The sequence below is a fragment of the Streptomyces sp. NPDC005774 genome (assembly GCF_042871645.1).
Classification (GTDB): Bacteria; Actinomycetota; Actinomycetes; order Streptomycetales; family Streptomycetaceae; genus Streptomyces; species Streptomyces pratens.
The window spans coordinates 1-20,075 of sequence record NZ_JBIAIV010000061.1; the positions used below are offsets into that span (position 1 = coordinate 1).

Consider the following 20,075-nt stretch of genomic DNA (forward strand, 5'->3'; position numbering starts at 1 on the left):
CCCGACGATCATGCCGCCTACCAGCGTGAGGACCTCACCGGTGGATCACGCCAGCCTCACTGAACTGCGGAAACGAGCTTGGCGCAGCCTCACTGGCGACCGGTCCGCCCCTGGTAGAGGATCGAGTTGACGATTTCCCGCATGCCGTAGGCGCCCTGATGACCGCTGACCGAGCGGTGCCGGTCCTTCCACGCGGTGATCACCGGCTCGATCAACGACCACTGCTCGTCCGATAAGTCACTCGGGTACGGCTTGCGTTCACTCACCCGGTCACATCACCAGATCACCAACCGCGAACCGGTAGAGTCCGCCCCGCCGCCACACGATCAGGCGACAGCAGATCCACTCAAAGACTCACGAACCGTCCACTTAGAGGACGTTCGCGTCGTTAATGGACCATTATGAGCTGGTTCACCGCGCACCAAAGTCGCCTCGGCGCAGGGCATTTGTCAAAATCGCCCAGCTTTCACGGTGAATTCGAATGCGCACTTCATCACGCATCCGCCCGACAACTCCTGTCCGGTTCGAAGATGACCCGCTAGCTGCCGTTTTGCCTCGCTCGTTCGAGCGATAGCGGCCGTGCGGACCGTGTGAGTCAGTGTCTCTATGGCCGCGCGACTGCCCTATCTCAGCGATCTGTCCGATGCCCGCTGGGCGTTGATGGAGCCGATCTTGACCGCCTGGCGGGTCGAGCGGCAGAAGACGTCGCTCAACCTCGGCGGCAAGGTCGCCGACCTGCGGGAAGTCATGAACGCGATCCTTTTCCTCAACCGGACCGGGGTCCCGTGGCGGTACCTGCCCCATGACTTCCCGCCGCACACTACGGTCTTCGGGTACTTCAGCGCCTGGACTGCGGACGGCACGACCGAGAAGCTGGGCGTCCACCTGCACGGGATCGTCCGCAAGCAGGAAGGGCGCGCCGCCGAGCCCACCGCCTGCGTCATCGACGCCCAGAGCGTGAAAACCGCGCCCAGCGTGCCCACCGACACCCAGGGCACCGACGCCGGCAAGAAGATCGTGGGCCGCAAACGCAGCATCGTGGTCGACACGCTCGGCCTGTTACTGCTGGTCGTGGTGACCGCGACCAGCGTCTCCGACAACGAGGCCGGCATCCAGCTCCTCACCCAGATCGCCGCCGACCGCCCCACTATCAGCAAGGCATGGGTCGACACCGGCTACAAGAAGAAGGCGATCGAGCACGGCGCCACTCTCGGTATCGACGTCGACGTCGTCCCGCGAAACACGCAGGTCAAAGGCTTCTCCGTGACACCGAGGCGCTGGGTGGTAGAGCGGAGTTTCGGATGGATCATGATGCACCGCCGCCTCGCCCGCGACTACGAGACCAAGCCCACCCACTCCGAGAGCATGATCCGCCTCGCGATGATCTCCAACCTCGCGAAACGAGCCACCGGAGAAACACCCATAACCTGGCATAAACCATGAACTATCCTTCTTCAAGCGGAACGTCCTCTTAGACCTCCAGGCGGTGGCGGTCACCCGCTACCGCTACAGAGGCAACACGATCCCCATCCCCTGGACCCGCCTCAATCACGCCTGAACGGCTGAGTCCGTGGAGAGCCCGGTACTCGGAGACGGGTACGCCGGGTTCGGCGAGCGGCACGGAGAAACGGACCGGTGGCAACACCGGCACCGCGCTCCGTGCCGGCTCAACAGGCACCCCCCGGTCCGGGACGCGCACTGCGCTCGCGCAGCCGTACCCGCTCCGGACCGGCGCCCCACCGGTCCGGAGCCCGGGAAACGGCCCTCGTGAACGCCCCGCGGCCTCCCGTCAGCCGTCCGAGACCGGCGGGTGCGCCACGCGCCTCCCGGTCGTAGACGTCGCGGCATCCGCTGTCGTCCGGCGTTCCCACTCCTCCCGGTCCCTGAGGTAGAGGGGGTGTGCCGCGCGGATGGACAGCGTGTCGGCCGTGCCGTTCCGCAGGCGCCAGCGGACCACCCCCGTCACCTGCGCCGCACAGACCTCGATGAAGGACTGGCTGGCCCGGCGGAGGTTCGCGAACCAGCGTCCCTCCAGGGCCTCGCGGACCCAGATCTGCTCGATGTGCATCTTCTCCCGGATGCTCTCCGCGTCGAGCGTCGCGGTCTCCAGGTGGCGGTAGGTCCGCAGCAAAATCCACGCGGCCGGCATTTCGCGCAGTTCCAGGACCTTCTGGCCGCCCTCCAGGTGCTCCAGCCCGCTGTAGCGGCCGATGCCGCAGGCTCCGACCCGGTGGTTGAGGGTGTCGATCAGCTCGCGCAGGGGCAGTTCGGTGCCGTCCACCGAGCACGGCACGCCGCGGTCGAACCTGATCTCCATCTCCGTCCCGGCGTCCCGTGCGGGCAGCACGCTCCAGCGGTAGAGGTGTTCGGGGACAGCGTGCTCCTCGGGGTCCTCCAGCACGCCCGACTCGAACTCACGGCACCACAGGTTGGAGTCGACGCTGGTCAACCGCTTACTCATGTGCACGAGGCCGCGGGACTCCAGTTCGCGGACCTTCTGGTCACGCTCGACGGGGTCGAGGTCGTAGGGGCTGCCGTAGGCGCCCGTCCAGCCGCGGTTGCGCAGTGCGCCGTTGAGCCTGCGCATCGTGTTCTGGGAACGGTTGGCGGTGTGCAGGATGCCCGTCGCACCCAGGGCGGTGGCCTGCTCTACGGCCAGCGCGGCGATGAGGGGACGGCTCAGGGACGAGCTGATGGGGTGGGTGCCGAGGTAGAGCGACTGCGCGGCCACCGCAGGACGGACGTATTCCTCGGCGAACACGCGCTGTCCGTCGAGGATGTGCAGATGGACCGAGAGCTGTTCGGCCACCTGCTTCTGTTCCTCGATGTCCTCGCCCGCGCCCAGGTCGGCGTAGACCGCGTGGATGTTCTCGAAACCCGCCGCGGTCAGCCGGTGCAGCAGGTAGGTGCTGTCGAGACCGCCGCTGAAGAGCACGACCACGGGGCTGTCCCGGTCCAGGCACCCGGACTCTATGTCGTGAAAGGACCTGACGGGCACGGCGCTGCTGAGGAAGGGCCCGGTGCCGTGTCCGCCGGGGGACGTGATGGGGGTCAGCATGCCTGCTCCTGTTCGATCAGTTGACGAAGTGCCGTGGAGAAGCTGCGCACCGTCGGCTCCTGGAGCAGCGTCTCCAGAGGGGTGGTCACCGCCAGCAGGCGCTGCGTCTCCTTCACGATCCGCACTGCCTTGAAAGAGTCGCCGCCGATGTCGAAGAAGTCGGCGTCCGGGTCGATGTCGTCCGCCCCCACGACGGCCCGCCAGATCCGGGCGACGACGTCCTCCAGCGGACCGCCGGTGTCGATGTCGCCGAGGTCCGGCGCCGTGCCGACGGAGGCGTCGGCCGCCCACCGTATGAGCAGGGCGCCGTCCAGCTTGCCGTTGGCCGTCAGCGGCAGGTGTCCGACCACCCGGATCACCGAGGGGACCAGTCGGCCCGGCAGTGCGGAGCGCAGATGGGCTCGTAAGGCCGGCACCAGCTCGGTGTCGCCCGTATCCGGTTCGGCCACCACGAAGGCCACCAGCCGTTTCGCGCTGCCCTGTCCCTGTGCGACGACGGCGGCCTGCCGTACGCCCGTGCAGCGGGAGGCGGCGGATTCGATCTCGCCCGGCTCGATCCGTACTCCGCGTACCTTGATCTGGCGGTCGACGCGGCCGAGGAACTCCAGGGCGCCGCCGGGACGGGTGCGGACCAGGTCTCCCGAGCGGTACAGCCTGCCGCCCGGCTCTCCGAGGTGGTCGGCGACGAAGCGTTCCCGCGTCAGCTCGGGCCGGTTGAGGTATCCGAGCGCGAGACCGGCGCCGCCGATGTACAGCTCCCCCGCCTCCCCGTCCGGGACCTCTCTCCCGTCCGGGTCGAGGATCCGCAGGGTGGTATCCGCGACGGCGGAGCCGATCAGCACCGTGTCGAGTTCCGGGTCGCGCGGGCACTCCCAGGCGGTGCAGTAGATCGTGCACTCGCTGGGTCCGTAGAGGTTGGTGAGGGAGGCGGTGGACCGGGAGTGGAGCCGCTTGACGAGTTCGGGGCTGAGGGGTTCACCGCCGGTCAGGACCTGTCGCAGGCCGTCGTAGCGTTCGCCCGGGTCGCGCGTCAGCAGGAACAGCTCCAGCAGGGACACCACGCAGTAGAAGGTGGTGATGCCGTACTCCCGGATCAGGCGTGCCAGGTAATCGGTGTCGCGCTGCCGACCGGGAGCCGCGATCACCACCGTGGCGCCCGCCAGCAGCGGCCAGTAGGTCTCGACGAGAAACATGTCGAACGTGCAGGTGGTGTGGTGGACGATCCGGTCGTGCGCCCCGATCGGATGGGTGCCCTGGAGCGCGCTCAGCCGGGAGATCAGGGCATCGTGGCTGATCAGCGATGCCTTGGGGTGGCCGGTGGAGCCTGAGGTGTACAGCACGACGGCCGGCTGGGCGGCGCTCGCCGCGCCGTCCGGTCCATCCGGTCCGTCCTCGGTCGGTGGTCCGTCGCGGTCGCGTTCCTCTCCTGTGACGACCAGCGCAGGCACCGGGGTGGTGAGCCGGGAGTCGGGCCCCGTGATGAGGACCCGGGGGGCACAGTCGGCGATGGTCTCCAGGGTCCGTTCGGGTGGATCGTTGACGTCCAGGGCCACTTGGGCGCCGCCCGCGAAGAGCACGCCCAGGATCGACACCACGAAGGCCGCGGAACGCTCTTGGTGGACCACGACCAGATCGCCGGGGCGCACGCCGCGTTCCCGCAGGGCGCGGGCCGTCCACAGCACGCGTTCCTTGAGGTCGGAGGCCGTGACCACGATGTCGGTCGCGGGGTCGATGAGTGCCACTCGGTCGGGCTCGCGGTCCCAGCTCTCCATCAAGAGCGTATCGACTCTCCGGGAGCTGCCGAACGGCGCTTCGGGCCGGTCGGGCGCGGGCTCGCGGTGGGTGCGCGTGGGGCCCGGGGAACTGGTGATGCTCATTCTTTCCGCCTCCGCGTCAGATGAAGAGATCGAGGTTGTCGGCGATGCGGTGCGCGAGCTGCTCGGGGGCTTCGGTCAGGAGCATGTGGCCTCCGGGCAGCCGGACCTGCCGTGTCGTGCCGCTGTAGAGCGACCACCCGGCGAGCCGGTCCTCGCCGCACAGCGGGTCGTGTTCTCCCGCCACCACGAGCACGGGGCAGGACAGCGGGGGGTCGGGGTCGGCGCGGTGGTCCCGGACGGCCCGCATGTCGGCGGCAATGACCGGCAGGTAGGTCCGCAGCAGGTCGTCGTCGGCAATGGAGTCGGGCAGGGCACCATAGGCGCGCAGTTCCTCCCGCAGGTCGGCCTCGTCGGTGGGGCTGGCGCCCGGGCGTGCGGTGGTGTTCGATGCCTGGTCGGGGGCCCATTGGGACACGGCGACGAAGCCGCCGACCAGTGCGGGGTCGGTGCTCTGGAGCTCACGGACGGCTTCCAGGGCGATGACGGCTCCGGAGCAGACGCCGACGACGAGGAGCGGCCCGCTGCCCGGGAGGGTGCGGGCGCTGGCGGCGACGTCTGCCACCAGGCCGGACAGATCGGGTACGGGCTCGCGGATGCGTGATTCCCGGCCCGGCAGCCGTACGGCCGCCACCGCCCAGGTCTCGGGAGAGTGCCGGCGGAAGGCGAGGGCGCTCGACGCACCGGCGCCGGCGTGCGGGACCAGCAGGACGCGCAGTTTCGCCGCGGTCGGGTCGGCGCCGCCGAACGTGTAGGGCTTGCCGGTCATGCGCCCGCCTCACTGACGTCGGGGGCCGTCGCGGTGCGGGCCGGGACGATGCCGAGGACCGCGACGGGACGGTCGGGGACGGCGGCTGTCCTGTCGCGGAGCGGGTGGCCATGTGCGGTGCGCAAGGCGGCACGGCCGGCCGGGACGGGCGGGAGGTGGGGTTTCGGATCGGGCAAGGTCGGTGCCTTTCGATGCTTCCGCCATGGGATCAGTCCGGTTGGCGGGGTGTGGAGGTCACGGCGGCAAGGGGTGAGGGCGCCGTTTCGGCGAGGAGGCCGACCGGGCGCCGTGCCGGTGGCGGCAGGGGGTGAGCGGGCCGCGGCCGTCCCGCGGGGTCAGCCGGTTCTCCCGGCGGATGTCTTTTTGGGGCCGTGCCCGGTGTCCGTTGGGGGCGCGTGCGGGCGTCGGTCGGTGCCGAACCGGACGGTCCCGATGAGGAACAGGGCGGCGCCGGCCGCCTGGACGGCGATCATGATGATCAGTGGCACCCGGGTGCCGAACTGTGCGAAGGAGACCCCCACCAGCAGCAGGCCCGCGGTGCCGCCGAGCAGGGTGACCGTGGTGACGACCGCCATCGCCTCGGTCCGCAGCCGGACGGGCAGACGCAGCAGTCGTACCGCCGCTGCCGGTCCGTTGGTCAGTCCGACGAATACGCCCCATACGGCGAGGACCGCGCCGAAGGCCGGGGGCGGGAGGGCGAAGGCGAGCGGGATCAGCGTCACCACCTGGAGGACCTTGGCCCATGTCGCGAGCCCTACGGCTGTGGTGCGCCTCAGCACCAGCGGTGCCAGCAGACTGCCGGCGAGGGCACCTGCGCCGAAGCACGCGAGCAGCGCGCCCACCATGCCCACACCAGCCCGGAAGTGGAGCGTGACCAGTAGGGGGAACGACGCGAGGAGCGCCTGTCCGGCGGCTTCGGTGATCATCGTGCCGACGGACCAGAGGAGCAGCAGCCGGTCCCGCCGCAAGACGCCGACGGCCTCACGGACCTTGGAACGCATGGGGGCGTCCGCCGGTGGACTCCCGCGGTCGGCCACCATCCGGCCCACCAGCGCCGCGGCGACGAGGAAGCTCGCCGCGTCGATCAGCAGGACGGTCGGCGCCCCGAGCACCACCACCAGTGCCGCACCCGCCGGGGGGCCGAGGACGACGGCGGTGCGGGTCGCGCCGTGCAGGAGTGATCCGGAGCGGGCCAGGGCCTGTTCGTCCTCTCCAGTCACGGTGGCGAGCACGGTCTGCTGGCTGGCCATGTAGGGCGCCCAGAAGGCGCCGGTGAGGAAGACGAGCAGGAGCAGGAGCGGGAACGACAGGCAGCCCAGCGCGTGCAGGACCGGCACCGCGGCGGTCAGCGGGAACCGGCACAGGTCGGAGAGGATCATCCAGCGCCGGGCCCCGACGCGGCCCGCCCAGCCGCCGCCGACGATGCCGAACAGTGCGGCCGGCAGGAAGTAGGCGGCCATGACCCAGCTCATCCGGACCGCCGAACCGGTGGTGGTCAGCACGAACCAGGGCAGGGCGACGGTGTTGAGCTGGGACCCGGTCAGGGACGCGACCTCGGCCGCGAGCAGGGCCGCCATCTCCCGCCGGCCGCGGCCGGGCCCGCCGGTCACCGGCGCTCGTCTCGCGGGCCGGCCAACTCGCGTTCCACCGCGGCCGCGAGGCTGCCGACGTGGTCGTGCGAGAGCAGCGTCCAGTGGTCGCCGGCGGCGGGCTCGACCTGCAGGCCAGCCGGGTAGAGCGGTGCCAGCCTGTCGCGGAGCAGCGCCAGGCGGGGCGCGTCCATGCCGGTCTTGAACAGGACCGTCCGGCACCGGACGGGGTAGGGGCGGTAGCGGAGCATTGCGCGGATGCTGGCGTTGTGGACCCGCACGAACGCGGGGCCGAGTCCCTGCCCGGCCGACGGGCGGAGCGGGCCGCCCGCCTGTCCGCCGTCGGTGAGGGCGAGGGTCCGGCCCAGGCCGGTGTTCCGGCCCAGGCCGGGGACGGTTCCGGCGCTGGCCTGGAGGTGATACCAGAGATTGCGCGCCAGATGCCTGGGGCGTGTGGCGACGGGCCACCCGCGAGTGTGCGGCAGCAACCCGTCGACCAGCAGGAGGAGTTCGACCTGTTCGCCCGCGGCCTGGAGCCTTCTTGCCATCTCATGGGCGACCATCGCCCCGATGGACCAGCCGCCGAGGACGTACGGACCGTGGGGACTGACCCGTCGGATCGCCTCGATGTGGTGGGTCGCCAGGTCCTGGAAGCGGTGCAGGGGGCGGGTGCCGGTTTCCAGGCCGGGCGAGTCGAGGCCGTAGAAGGGCTGTTCGTCGTCGAGGAGCCCGGCCAGTTCCCGGTAGCACAGGGAACTGCCCGCTGCGGGGGCGACGAAGAACGCCGGTGTCCTGTTCCCGGTGGTGCGGAACGGGATGAGACCGGTCGGGGCGGGTAGGGCCGACGCGGGCTGTGCTGCCGCGGACCGCGGTTGCCGGGGCAGGGCCCGGCGGACCTCTTCGAGGAGGTGCCCGTAGGTGGTCGCGGCGACGAAGTCCGCCATGGTCACCTGCGCGCCGAGCCGTTCGCGCACCTGGGTGAGGAAGTAGACGGCCATCAGGGACTCGCCGCCCAGGGCGAAGAACTCGTCCGACGGGTCGGCGCGCGGGACGCCCAGGACTTCGCACCAGAGTTCTGCCAGGAGGGCCGCCGGACGGTCGTCCTGGGTATCGGGAACGGCCTTTGCGGGAGGGGCCGTGTCCTGGGACTTCCCGCTGGTCCCGGGTGCGCGGAGGGTGTCCGGGTCTGCGGGGTGGGGCGGGGCGGACGCCCGGACGACGCCCGGTACCGCGTCCCGGCCGATCAGCGAGGGCAGCCAGCGCAGGTGCGGGGCGTCCAGCCGGGGAAGCCGCAGGTGGTGGTGACGGGCGGGCAGCGTGTCGTGCGGGGGGTCGAGCCGGTACCGGGCGGCTTCCGTGCGCCAGTCGGCGCCGGCCGACGGGTCCTCGCTGACCCACCAGACCTCGGCCCCCGTGCGGAACGGGGCGCCGCACAGGTCCGCCAGGAGGCCCGTCGACGGTCGCGGGCCGACGCTGTCCGCCAGCACGACGATCGCGTCCACCGCGTCGTCCGGCAGCGCGCGACCGGTCTCGGCGGGGAGCGGGCCGTCCGGGTGCGGCTTTCCGGCCGGGGCCGGGCGGTCGGGCGCGGTGGCCAGCAGCAGTGCGTGGTCGGCCTGTCCGGCGTCCGGCAGGACGCGGACGCCGGTGAAGCCGGTCTCCTGGAGCGCCCGCCGCCAGGCGGCCTGGTCCAGGTGGATCGAGTCCTGGCGGAGGTCGTCGTCGAAGTCCCACCACCCGGGCGCCAGGCTGTTGAGCATGTCGTTCCACAGGGGCATCTCGGTCAGCTCGACCAGGCCGAGCAGTCCGCCCGGCCGCAGCAGTCTGCCCAGGCCCCGTAGCGCGTCCCGGACCCGGGGTGCGACATGGACGACGTTGTAGCCGACGACGAGGTCATACGTACCGGACGCGAGCCCTTGCTCCTCCGGGTCCGCGGTGATGTCGAAGGTGCCGAACCGCATGCCGGTGAGGCCGAGTTCGCGGGCGCGGGCCTCGGCCCTGCGTGCCTGCAGCGGGCTGACGTCGGTGACGTGGTACTCGGCCGCTCCTCGTTGCGGCCACTGCTCCAGCAGCCGCCATGTGAAGGTGCCGTGGCCCGCTCCGACTTCCAGGACCCGCAGCGGCGCGTCGCCGTCGGCGGCCCTCCTGGAGCCGGCGACGCGTACGGTGTCGGCCAGGGCATCGAGGGCCGCCGACGCGTCGTACACGGCCAGCGTGTTGTCGCGCAGCCGCTCCTGCAGCAGGGTCTCCTCCCCGTCCGGCCACAGCACGGAGACCGGTTCGCGCCGCCCGTCGAGGACGTCGGGGAAGGACGCGGCGACCTCCTCCAGCATCAGCCGCAGGCCGGGCACCTCGCCGAGTGCCTCCCGGCGTTGCCGGGCCGTCCGGGTCAGAGCCTCCGCCGCGGTGTCGACGGTGATCCGTGTGCCGGTGCGGTGCAGCCAGCCGCGGGAGGCGAGGGTGCGCACGAAGAAGTCCATTACCGGTGGGAGCCGGTGGTCCGGGTCGAGCCGTCGTCGCAGTTCGTCCACCGTGATGGCTGAACCGGGCTCCAGTGCCGCCCGGTCGAGGACGAAGCGGGCGATGAGCGCGGCGCAGTAGGCGTCGAGGTCGCGGTTTACATCCGGGCGCCGGGACAGCCGTGGCCCCTGGCGACTCCAGGGCGCCTCGTCCGCGGCCGCTGCGGTGACCGGCCGGGGCTCGGCGGCGCCCGGGAGCGCGGCGAACGCGCCGACCCGCAGTCCCGCGGCGGCCAGGTCGGAGGCGTGCCGTGCGCCCTCCCGCCCGCAGGCCACGACCGCCGCTCTCGGCGATGTCCTCGGTGCTCCGGTGGTCCGCGGCAGCGGTGCTTGGGCCCAGGCCCACCAGTGGCCGCGGTCGTAGGCGTAGACGTGGGCGTCCGCCGACAGCGCGGGCGGCAGAGCGGGGGCGCCGCCGCTGCCCGGGTCCAGGACGTACACCGGCCGTGAACCGTCACGGCGTGCGCGGTGCCCGGCCCACGCGGCCAGGGCGCCGCCGCAGGGTGCGGGGAATCCGGCCGCCCCGGGGACGACGATCAGCAGGGCGGCCTCGGTACGGTCGGCCAGCTCGTCCAGAGCGTCCACGTACGCCTCGTCGGCCGGTCCCTTCGCGACGACGACCACCAGGGGTGTGGTGGCGCCCCGTTCGGCGACCGCCCGGGGTGCGTCGTCCTTCTCCCCGGCCTCCAGGCGGACCGGTGGCTCGACCGGGTCAGAGCCGCACAGGGCCGCGACGAAACTCTCCGGGAGTGCTTGGGAGGCGTCCGCGAGGACCACCAGGTCGTGGTCGCCGACGGCGGCCGACGGGGTCTGCACCCACCGCTCGTACGTCAGCGGTTCCCCGGCTCCGGACGCGACCGCCTCGCCGCGCTCCCGGCGGCCCGGGGCCGCCGGGCCGGTGGACGGCTGCGCGCACGGGCTGGGCTCCAGCGGATGCGGGGGCAGCGCCACCCGCATCGCTTCGGGTTCCGCCGCGAGTTCCTCCAGTGGGATCGGCAGGCCGTGCTGCCAGAGTGTCCCGAGAGCTTGCAGCAGCGCCGCCCGTTCGTCCTGGGGTGTGGGGCCGAGCAGGGTCACGGCCGCCCCGTCCGCGTCCCATCTCCCGTGCCGGCGCACGCCGCGTGACAGGGAGACCCCGGGGCCGAGTTCGACGAACACGTCGCATCCCTCGTCCAGCAGCGTGCCGAAGCTGTCGGTCAGCCGCACGGTGCCGCACAGGTGGCGCGCCCAGTACTCCGGGTCGCCGAGGTCCGCCGGGCCGGCCCATGTGCCCGTGAGGTTGGAGACGACCCGGTGGGCGCCGTCGCGGGTGGGGGTGGCGGCCACTGCGGCACGCAGTGCGGTGGCGGCGGAGCCCAGCAGCGGGGAGTGCCCGGCGCATTCGACGTCCAGGAGGCGGGTGGTGGCGCCCTGGGCCTCCAGGGCGCGGTGCAGGGCGGCGATGTGGTCCGGCCGCCCGGACAGCACGGTGTGGTCGGTGCTGTCGGTCGCGACCCAGTACTCCCCGGTGCCCGCGGCGTGTTCGAGCAGGCGCCCGACGGTCTCGCGTTCCGCCATCACGGCGAGCATCCGGCCCTCGGGGGTCTCCCGCATGGCCCTGCCGCGTTCATGGACGAGAGCGAGGGCGTCGGGCACCGTCCAGGCGCCGGCGCAGGTGGCGGCCACGTACTCGCCGAGGCTGTGCCCCAGCATCCCCCGGGGCTCGACACCCCAGGCCCCCAGCTGCTCCGCCAGGGCGTAGCCCAGGGCGAACAGTCCCAGTTGCTGGAAACCGACGTCACGGACGCGGTCCGGGTCGGTGTCCGGGTCGAGGAGCACGGTCAGCCGGGTGCCGAAGCGGGCCACGGCCAGCCCCGCCACCTCGTCGAAGGCTTCCCGGAACCGTGGCAGCAGAGCGTGGGCCGCCCGGCCGGCCCCCGGCCGCAAAGTCCCCTGACCAGGAAACAGAAACGCGGTACGGGCTCTCGTCCTCGCGGCGGGGGACGGGGCGGCGTCGCGCAGCGCGGCCGCCAGTCCGGCGGGCTCGGTGGCGCGGACGGCGAGGCGGTGGGGGTGCTCGCGGCGGCCCGCGGCCAGGGTCCGCGCGACGTCGTCCATGCGTGGCGGCTCGGCGTCCTCCAGTCTGCGGGCGGTGTCCTCGCGGAGCCGTTCGAGTGCCTGTGGGGTGGCTGCGGACAGGGCGAACAATCGCGGGACGGGCCGCGCGGGCCGCCGGGTGTCCACGGCGGGTGCCTCCAGGACGGCGTGGGCGTTGGTCCCGCCGAGTCCGAAGGAGCTGACGGAGGCGAGCAGCGGACCGTCCTGCGCGAGCGGGCTGCGCCGCGCGCAGACGCGGAAGGGCGTTTCCTCCAGGCGCAGTTCGGGGTTGGGGTTGCGGTAGTGCAGGGTCGGGACCAGTTCCCTGGCCCGCAGCATCAGCGCCGTCTTGATCAGTCCGGCCACGCCGGAAGCCGCCCCGGTGTGGCCGAGGTTGCTCTTCACGGAGCCGATCCAGCAGCGCTCGGGACGCGGGGTGTCTCCGAAGGCCGCGGCCAGCGCGGCCACTTCGACCGGGTCGCCCACCCGTGTGCCGGTGCCGTGCGCCTCCACGTAGGAGATGTCGGCCGGATCGGCGTCGGCCTGCGCCATGGCCATGCGGATGACATCACGCTGTCCGGCGAAGGCGGGCGTAGTGAACCCGACCTTCTCCTCGCCGTCGTTGTTGACGGCCGAGCCGCGGATCACCGCTACGACCCGGTCCCCGTGCTCCAGGGCGTCGGACAGCCGTTTCAGGACGACGACGCCGACGCCGCTGCTGGTGAGCATGCCGGTGGCGGACGCGTCGAACGGACGGCAGCGGCCGTCCCGGGACAGGACGTGGCCCTCCCGGAAGAGGTAGCCGCGGGTCTGCGGCAGCCACAGCGCGGCACCGCCCGCCAGGGAGGCGTCGCACTCGTAGGACAGCAGGCTCTGGCAGGCCATGTGCACGGCCACCAAGGAGGTGGAGCAAGCCGTCTGCACAGTGACGGCCGGGCCGCGCAGCCCCAGCTTGTAGGCGATGCGGGTGGTCGCGTAGTCCTTGTCCCGGCCGATCATGCGGGCCAGCACGTCGCCGCCGTCGTCCTCCGTCCGGGGGGTGCCGGAGTCGACGCCGCCGAAGACGCCGATCCATCCCGGGAAGCGGCGCGGGTCGAGGGCGGCGTCGTCCAGGGCTGTCGCGGCACATTCGAGGAAGACCCGCTGCTGCGGATCGATGCGCGCGGCGTCGGCCCGGCTGTAGCCGAAGTAGGCCCAGTCGAAGCGGTCCCCGTCGCCGAGCACACCGCGGGCGGGCACGTAGTCCGGCCGCCGCACGAGGTCGGCGGGTGCCCCGGCCGCCAGCAGCTGATCGGTGCTGAAGCGGCTGATGCCGTCCTTGCCGTCGCGGAGCACCGACCAGTAGGCGCCCGTGTCCGCCGCGCCGGGGAAGCGGCAGGACATGCCGACGATCGCGATCGCCTCGTTGTCGCTCATCGGCCGTTCCTCTCGCCGCGTCCGGCGCCCGGCCTGCCGCGCCGGCCCTGGCGGGCCCGTTGCCGGAACTCGTCGTCCGTGGGGGCCTGGGATTTTGGGGTCACGCCGGCCAGGGCGGCGGCGAGGGAGCCCACGGTCGGGAACTGGAACAGGTGCCTGATGGGCAGGTCCGCACGCAGCTCCGTCCGCAGTCGGTGGTGCAGGGTGGACAGCAGCATGGAGTTTCCTCCCCGGTCGAAGAAGTTGTCCGTCGTTCTCACGTCGGGGACGGACAGCACGTCGCACCAGGCCTCGGCGATACGGCGTTCGAGCTGGGCCGCGGACATGCCGGTGACCGTGACCACCGGTCCGCCATGGTCGTCGTGGGCCGGTGTGACGGCGGCGGTGGCGAGGTCCAGGGTGGCGAGCGACCGGTCGGGCGTGAACGCGAACGCGTCCCACACCCGGCCGAGGCCGACGGCGAAGGCGTTGGCGTCTTCGGCTCCGACGCGGTCGCCGCGGTGATTGAGGGTCACCGACAGCCGGTCCCGGGTCTGTGTGACGGCGACGGCGAGTCCGAACTTGCCGAGGGTGTCGTGCGTCTGGGCGATCTCCAGCCGGTCCAGCCGGTGTCCGTTCAGCGAGGCACCGTCTTGCGGGGACTCCATGGTGAGCGTCACGTCGATGTACGGCGCCCGGTTCGGCCTGCGGGGCGGGTTGAGCCGGTCGACGACCCTCTCGAAGGGGGTCCGCTGGTGCTCGAACGCCTGGAGTACGCACTCGCGGACCTGGCGCAGCACGGCCGCTGGGGTGTCCGGACGACCACGTCGGCACCGGATGACCACCGTGTTCAGGCAGGGGCCGAGAACGTCCTCGAAGCCCTGTTCACGGGTGGAGACCGGGGTGCCGAAAACGATGTCGTTCTGTCCGGTCCACCGGTACAGGGTCGTGGCCAGCGCGGCGGCGGCCACCATGTAGAGGGTCACTCCGTGCTCGGCCTGGAGCGCCCGCAGGCCGGTCAGCGCGCCCTCGCCGAGCGGTACGGTCAGCGACCGGTGCGCCTCGGGCTCCTTCGGCACGGGCATGGGGAGGTAGACGGGGGCCTCGTGGAGGTAGCGGGACCAGAAGTCCAGGCCGGGGTCGTCCGCCGGGGAGCCGGGTGCTCCGGGCGCGGGGAGGGTGTCCCGGAACTGCGGCGGCGCGGCCGGGGCGGGCGCGGTCCGCTCCTCGCGCACCGACCTCAGGTCGGGCAGCAGGGACGTCACGGGACGGTCCAGGGTGTGCGGGAACTGTCCGACCACCTCGGCCAGGCCCGCCGCGAGGTCTTGTGCGTCCTGCGGCGACAGGCGGTCGCCGCGGTAGGAAAGGGCCGCCTCCAGCCTTCCGTCCACCAGGTGCACGTTCGCCGTGAGGCCGAACTTGAGGTCGTCCTCCCATCGGGAGCCGATCGGCGCAGGAGTCAGTCCGGTCCCGTCCAGCGAGAGGCGGGACCGCGAGGTGACGTTCATGTTCAGGGTGACGTCGATGTACGGGGTGCGCCCGGGTTCGCGTGGGGGTGCGAGGCGTTCGACGACCTCTTCGAACGGCGCGCGCTGGTACTGCATGGCGTCGAGCACGGTGGAGCGCATGGCCGCGAGGAGGTCGGCGAGGGTGTCTCCGGGGGCGTACCGGGAACGGAGCACGACGGTGTTCACCGTGGGGCCCACCATGCCGGCGTCGCCGGTGCGGCGGTCGGAGACGAGCGTGCCGAAGGTGATGTCGTTCCGGCCGGTCCTGCGGTGCATCAGGACGGCCAGGGCGGTCGCCACCACCATGAACCAGGACACCTTCCGCCGCGCGAGGACTTCCCGCAGTTGCTCCAGCAGGTCGGGCGGCAGCGGCACCCGCACCGCTCCGTGCGGCCCCGCGGGGGCGGGGAGTTGGAGGGGCAGCGTGCTGGGGGCGCCGTCCAGGGCCTGTGCCCAGTGGTCGAGCGAGGCCGCGCCGGACGTCCGGTGGCCGTCTGCGGCTTCCCGTACGTAGGTCCGGTACTGCTTGGGCTCGGGCAGCTCGGTGTTCCGTCCGGCCGCGGCCGCGTAGCAGGCGCTCAGCTCGTCCAGGAGGACGGGAGTCGACTCGCCGTCCAGGACGAGGTGGTGGAAGCAGAGCAAGAGGGCGTGCCGGGTGCCGAGGTCGAGCAGGGCCGCCCGCAGCAGGCGCCCCGAGCCCGCGTCGAACCGCCGACGGGCCGCCTGCCGGGCCCAGCCCGCCAGTTCGGCCTCTGTCAGGGTGGCCCGCTCGACGTGGGGCGTCCACGGTTCACCGATCAGTTGCAGGAGTCTGCCGTCGTGCTCGACGAACCGGGTGCGGAGGATCTCGTGCCGTTCCACCAGCAGCGCCAGTGCCCGTTCCAGTACGGCCGCGTCCAGTCGGCCGTCGGCCTCCCAGCACATCGAGACGCTGTAGAGGGCGTCGGGTTCGAGGCGTTCGGCGAACCAGATGCGTTCCTGGAACCGGGACGCCGGTGACGCCGCCGCCAGTTCGTCCTCCGTCAGTGACCGCGCGGGTGCGGCGGGATCCCCTCCGAGCCGGTGCTCGACCAGGTGGACCAGGTCCGCGAACCGCTGGTGCTCGAAGAGGTCACGCAGGGAGAGGCCCGAGCCCAGCCGGTCGTTGATCCTGCGAACCAGTTTGGTGACCAGCAGCGAGGTGCCGCCGGAGGGGAAGAAGGAGTCCTCCGCCCGGGGCGGGCCGTCCGTCCGCAGCACCTCTGACCACATCTGGGCCAGCTCCGTCCAGACGGGCGGCCGGTTGGGGTCCGTGTTTCCCGCGGGGGTCGCCGGCAGGGTGCGGGCGGCGACGCCGGCGGCTTCGCCGTAGCAGCGGTCGAGTTCGCGCAGCAGGGGCGCGGCGGACTCGCCGTCCAGGACGAGGTGGTGGAAGCAGAGGAAGAGGGCGTGCCGGGTGCCCAGGTCGAGCAGAGCCGCCCGCAGCAACTGCCCGGACTCCAGGTCGAACAGCCGTCCCGCGGCCTGCTGGACCCAGTCCGCCGGCTCGCCCTCGTCGGCGCCGACCGTCTCCACGTGCGGCGTCCAGGGCTCGCCGACGTGTTGCAGCAGCCGTCCGTCGTCCTGGACGAACCGGGTGCGGAGGATCTCGTGCCTTTCCACCAGCAGCGCCAGTGCGCGTTCCAGCACGGCCGCGTCCAGTCGGCCGTCGACCGTCCAGCACAGCGGGACGTTGTAGAGGGTCGTCCCGGGTTCGAGGCGTTCGGCGAACCAGATGCGTTCCTGGAACCCGGACGCCGGGAACACGGTCGGGGAGCTCTCCGCGGTGAGGTCCGGCTGTGGCAGACGCCCGTTCAGTAACGCGGCGAAGTCGCCGAAGCGCGAGAACTCGAAGAGGTCGCGCAGGGGGATCTGGACCCCGAAGTGCTGGTCGACCGCTTCCAACAGGGTGTTGGCGATCAGGGAGTGGCCGCCGAGATCGAAGAAGTCGTCGTCCTCGCCGGGCGGGTCGCAGTTGAGGGTCCGGGTCCAGATCCCGGCCAGTGCGTCGAGGTGTTCTCCCCCGCCCGGCCCGGCGCCCCGCTCCTCTGGGCGTTCAAGGCCCTCCGCCGTCGTCGGGCCGTCCTCGGCGATCGGCACGTCCCGTCCGGCGGGCGGGGCGGCGGCCGACGGCGCCAGGCGGCGCTGTGGATCGGCGACGATCTCCGCCAGGGTGCGCAGGTACTGTGCGGCCATCTCCGCGATCAGCTGGGTGCCGACCGCGCCCTGCGGGTCCTTCCACAGGACGCTGGTGGCGCCGCCGTCCTCCCGGACCATCGTGGTCAGTGTGTAGTCGGCCGCGCCTTCCATGTCGAGCAGCCGCAGCGTGCACGAGGTGCCGTCGGCGTCCAGCGGGAACGCCTTGACGTCGACGTCCGGGGTGCGCGAGGCGTCCCAGAAGGCGAACACGGCCTGGTGGGACAGGTCGCGCCCGGCGCGGCCGGTGAGGCCGGCCTGCCGTTGGATGGCGGGCAGCGGCAGGTTGCCGTGCTCCTGGCAGACACGCAGGTCGGCGCGGAGCCGACGCAGGAAGGAGGCGTAGGTGTCGTCGCCGTCGAGGCGCTGCCTGATCGGCAGAGCGTTGACGAAGAAGCCGATGCGGTCCTTCAGATCCGGGGTGTCCCGGCCGTGGTGGGGTGCCGAGACCAGCAGGTCGTCCTGCCCGCTGAAGTGGCGCAGCAGCACCAGGTAGGCGCCGTACAGAACGGTGAACCGGCTGACGCCCAGTCGGGCCGCGCATGTGCTCACCTCGGCGGACAGCCCGGGGTCCAGGTCGCTGCGATGGACGGTGTAGCCGGGCGGGTCGAGGCTGGTGGGCAGCCGGAGAGCGGGGACGGTGTCGCCGAGGTGGGCGCGCCAGAAGGAGCGCAGTTCCTCGCCCTCCGGCCCGTCCGCGTAGGCGCGGGAGCGCCGGGCATGCGCGGCGAGCGGTTGCGGGTCCTCGGGTCCGCCCAGGTCGGTTCCCGCGTAGGCCCGGCGCAGATCGGCGAGCAGCAGCAGGACCGAGGCCCCGTCGAAGACGATGTGATGGACCGTGATGAGCAGCACCGTCCCGTCCTCGCCGCGCACCACGTCGGCGCGGGCGAGCGGACCGGAGTCGAGGTCGAAGGGGCGTTGCCACAGAGTCCGGACGAACGCGTCCAGGGGTTGGTCCGTCTTGTGCTCGGCCACCGGGATCGCCGGGGCCCCGGCCCAGGTCAGCCGGGTACCGTCGGTGTCGCGGACGACGCGGGCGCGCAGAGTCGGATGGCGCCGGCCCAGTTGGTCGACGGCTGTCGCGAGCCGGGCCGTGTCCAGTTCTCCTTCGACGCGGAACGGGCTGGGAACGATATGGGTGCGTTGCTCGGGATCGATCTTCCAGGAGACCCACATGGCCTCCTGGCCCACCGACAGCGGCATGCTGTCATGCTCGCCGTCCGGGGGCGGCGCGTCCGGGACGACCGCGGTCTGGTGGCGGGTGTGGGGCGGGGTGGTGGACGTCACTGCTCCTCCTTCACTTTCCGGCGGTCAGCGAGTCGACCGCGGCGTCCGGGAGGAGGTCCGCCCATCGCTCGCCGCCGAACCAGTCGTCGGCCGCCCTGGACGCGGCCGGTGAGTCCGCCGTGCGGTGCCGGCGCCACGCGTCGGCGATCCGCAGCCGGGCTTCCGCGCAGTAGATGTCCGCGAGGTCCTGGGTGGTCCCGTCCCCCTCGGTGCCCAGGGAGGACGTCCGGCCCAGGACGAGGGACATCAGCAGCAGTTCGTTGCCGATCTGTGTCAGGGGGATGAGCAGGCGTTCCCGCTCGAACAGCTCGCGCTGGTCGGGGTGACGGCGCGCCAGTTCCGCGCAGGTGCGAGCGAGGGCCCTGGTCTCGGTCACGGCGAACCGGAGGTGGTCCAGGTTGGCGTCGGTCAGGTCGGCCTCGTCGAGGCAGCCCAGGTCGGGCTCGGCCGACTCGATCGCCTCGATGTTGTCGGGCTGCGGGTAGTAGCACCAGAAGACGGCCCGCTGCGCCATCCAGATGTCCAGCATGAATTCGACGCCGCCGGAGATCCGCAGCCCGCGCGCCTCCCGGAACACCCGCTCCAGCGGTACCGGCGGCACGCCGCGGCGTGCCTTGCTGTCCTCGGTCTCGTATCCCTCGGCGCCGTAGAGGGACATGGTGCGCTCCACGACGCGCCAGGCGGTCATGGACGAGAGGTTCTTCGCCGCGACCTGCTCGAAGCTCGGGTTGGCCGGCACCTGTCGTCCGGACAGCAGGCACCACTGGACCAGCGTCTCCAGGGCGAAGACCTCGCTGAGGGTGTCGGCGGCGTTGCGCCGTATCTCGTCGTAGGAGGCCAGGGGGCGTTCGTCGATCTGCCTGCGCTCGACGAACTCGCGGGCCCACCGCAGGCAGAGCCGGCTGATCGCGAGGGAGGGGGCGGCGATGGTGTGCACGCGGCCCACGACCAGGCGGCGGTACAGCTCGGGTGTCAGGCGCCGGTTGTGTTCGCCCTCGACCATCACCATGTGGGCCGGCACCCGTACGTCCTCGAAGGTGACGGCTCCCGAGGGGAAGCCCTTCAGGCCCATGAAGTCGTGGTGGGCGCTGATGCGGACGCCGGGGCTGTCGGTGTCGACGAAGAACAGCCGTACGCGTTCGGAGTCGCCCTCGCGCACCGTGGCGGTCACGTTGACCATGTCGGCGATGGGGGCGTTGCCCGAAAAGACCTTCTCCCCGTTGAGGAGGAAGGCGTCGCCGTCCTCGATGGGGGTGGCGGTGGTATAGCGCCGATGGTTGGAGGCTCCTTGCGGTTCGGTGTCGCTGTTGCCGCTGAAGACGCCCGCGCGAGTCCGCGCCTCGACGGTGTCCCGCAGGGGTCCTGGGGGCAGCGCCGGGAGGAAGGGGCCGACCCCGATGGTGTTCTGGACGGAGAGGATCTGGGCCGTGGCCATCGACCAGCTCGCCGCCGTCTCGACCACGCGGAAGGTGTTCAGGGCGGACAGTCCGAGGCCGCCGAGGGACGGATCGACCTGGAGCCGGTCGAATCCGCTGCTCGCCAGGGCCTTCAGCAGGCCGGACGGCAACTGCCCGGTGGCGTCGACCTCGCCCGGGTCCACCTGCTCCCGCAGCAGGGTCGCGAAGGTGGCGAGGGCGTTGTCCCCGGCCTCCCGGTCTTCCGGGTCCTGGCGTGGGAACCGGCTGATCAGGTCCCACCGCAGCTCGCCGCGGTACAGGTGTTCCAGGACGCTGGGTGTCTCGTCGCTGTACCAGGGGTTGCTCGGGCGCTCGTTCATCGTGCGGGG

General features: G+C 72.0%; 9 protein-coding genes and 1 pseudogene. 1 reads left to right on the forward strand and 9 read right to left on the reverse strand.

Features of this window, described 5'->3' with window-relative positions:
* Positions 1–92: 92 nt before the first annotated feature.
* Positions 93–266, reverse strand: a pseudogene (locus ACFYQA_RS34230) (transposase); the annotation flags it as partial.
* A gap of 340 nt (positions 267–606) precedes the next feature.
* Between ACFYQA_RS34230 and ACFYQA_RS34235 the strand changes: the two are divergent.
* On the forward strand, positions 607–1,443 hold the full coding sequence (locus ACFYQA_RS34235) for an IS5 family transposase (protein ID WP_388926393.1): 837 nt from the start codon (positions 607–609) through the stop codon (positions 1,441–1,443).
* 346 nt (positions 1,444–1,789) lie between these two features.
* Here ACFYQA_RS34235 and ACFYQA_RS34240 read toward each other — a convergent pair whose 3' ends face one another.
* The 8 genes from ACFYQA_RS34240 to ACFYQA_RS34275 all read right to left on the reverse strand — a co-directional run bounded on the left by ACFYQA_RS34240 (position 1,790) and on the right by ACFYQA_RS34275 (position 20,066).
* Positions 1,790–3,058, reverse strand: a complete 1,269-nt coding sequence (locus ACFYQA_RS34240) for an argininosuccinate synthase-related protein (protein WP_388926397.1) — start codon at positions 3,056–3,058, stop codon at positions 1,790–1,792.
* A complete protein-coding gene (locus ACFYQA_RS34245; protein ID WP_388926400.1) occupies positions 3,052–4,935 on the reverse strand; it encodes a non-ribosomal peptide synthetase in 1,884 nt (627 codons plus the stop codon). The genes ACFYQA_RS34240 and ACFYQA_RS34245 overlap by 7 nt, the downstream gene beginning before the upstream one ends.
* Before the next feature lie 16 nt (positions 4,936–4,951).
* Positions 4,952–5,701 carry a thioesterase II family protein gene (locus ACFYQA_RS34250; RefSeq protein ID WP_388926403.1) on the reverse strand — a complete coding sequence of 250 codons (750 nt, stop codon included), beginning with the start codon at positions 5,699–5,701 and terminating at the stop codon, positions 4,952–4,954.
* Positions 5,698–5,877 (reverse strand): hypothetical protein, encoded by a 180-nt coding sequence (locus ACFYQA_RS34255; RefSeq protein WP_388926406.1) that lies wholly within the window; start codon positions 5,875–5,877, stop codon positions 5,698–5,700. The genes ACFYQA_RS34250 and ACFYQA_RS34255 overlap by 4 nt, the downstream gene beginning before the upstream one ends.
* Positions 5,878–6,036: 159 nt before the next feature.
* Positions 6,037–7,311, reverse strand: coding sequence for an MFS transporter (locus tag ACFYQA_RS34260; protein WP_388926409.1), 1,275 nt, complete (start codon positions 7,309–7,311; stop codon positions 6,037–6,039).
* Entirely contained in the window at positions 7,308–13,301 is a 5,994-nt protein-coding gene (locus ACFYQA_RS34265) for a beta-ketoacyl synthase N-terminal-like domain-containing protein (RefSeq protein ID WP_388926413.1), read from the reverse strand. Before ACFYQA_RS34265 ends, ACFYQA_RS34260 begins: the two co-directional genes overlap by 4 nt.
* Positions 13,298–18,289, reverse strand: coding sequence for a condensation domain-containing protein (locus tag ACFYQA_RS34270; protein WP_388926416.1), 4,992 nt, complete (start codon positions 18,287–18,289; stop codon positions 13,298–13,300). Before ACFYQA_RS34270 ends, ACFYQA_RS34265 begins: the two co-directional genes overlap by 4 nt.
* A gap of 10 nt (positions 18,290–18,299) precedes the next feature.
* Positions 18,300–20,066: an acyl-CoA dehydrogenase family protein gene (locus ACFYQA_RS34275; RefSeq protein WP_388926419.1), complete on the reverse strand. Its 1,767-nt coding sequence runs from the start codon at positions 20,064–20,066 to the stop codon at positions 18,300–18,302.
* Positions 20,067–20,075: the final 9 nt, after the last annotated feature.